The organism is Streptomyces johnsoniae (assembly GCF_031845565.1).
GTDB lineage: Bacteria > Actinomycetota > Actinomycetes > Streptomycetales > Streptomycetaceae > Streptomyces > Streptomyces johnsoniae.
Genome location: NZ_JAVREV010000088.1, coordinates 1 through 424, shown reverse-complemented (window position 1 = coordinate 424; position 424 = coordinate 1). Strand labels below are relative to the sequence as shown.

The 424-nt window shown below is 73.1% G+C and carries 1 protein-coding gene; it reads left to right on the top strand.

Going from position 1 to position 424, the window contains the following annotated elements:
* A partial coding sequence (locus tag RM779_RS33405) for a DAK2 domain-containing protein (RefSeq protein WP_311621551.1) occupies positions 1 to 424 on the top strand: 424 nt, incomplete at both ends.

Here is a 424-nt window from a genome sequence, read left to right as displayed (position 1 = left end):
GGCCGCGGCCGAGGCCGCCGCACGCTGCGCGGCCGAGGGCGGTGACGTCGCCGACGCGGCCGCGGCCGCCGGCGAAGCCGCATCAGCCGCCCTGGATCGCACACCGCAACAACTCGACGTACTGGCCAAGGCCGGCGTGGTCGATTCCGGTGGTCGCGGCTTGCTGGTCCTGCTGGACGCGATGACGGCCACACTGGCCGGGCATGTGCCCCGCCGGCCGGTCTACACCCCGGCCTCACCGCAGGCCGCGCTTGCCGCCACCGAACTGGCCGCCACACAGGCCCCGCCTCAGTTCGAGGTCATGTACCTGCTGACCGGTTGCGGCGCGCCCGCCGTCGAGGGGTTACGGGCCGCGCTTGAGCAGATGGGTGAGTCGGTGGCGATCGCCGCTTCCGGCGGTGATCAGTACTCGGTTCACGTCCAC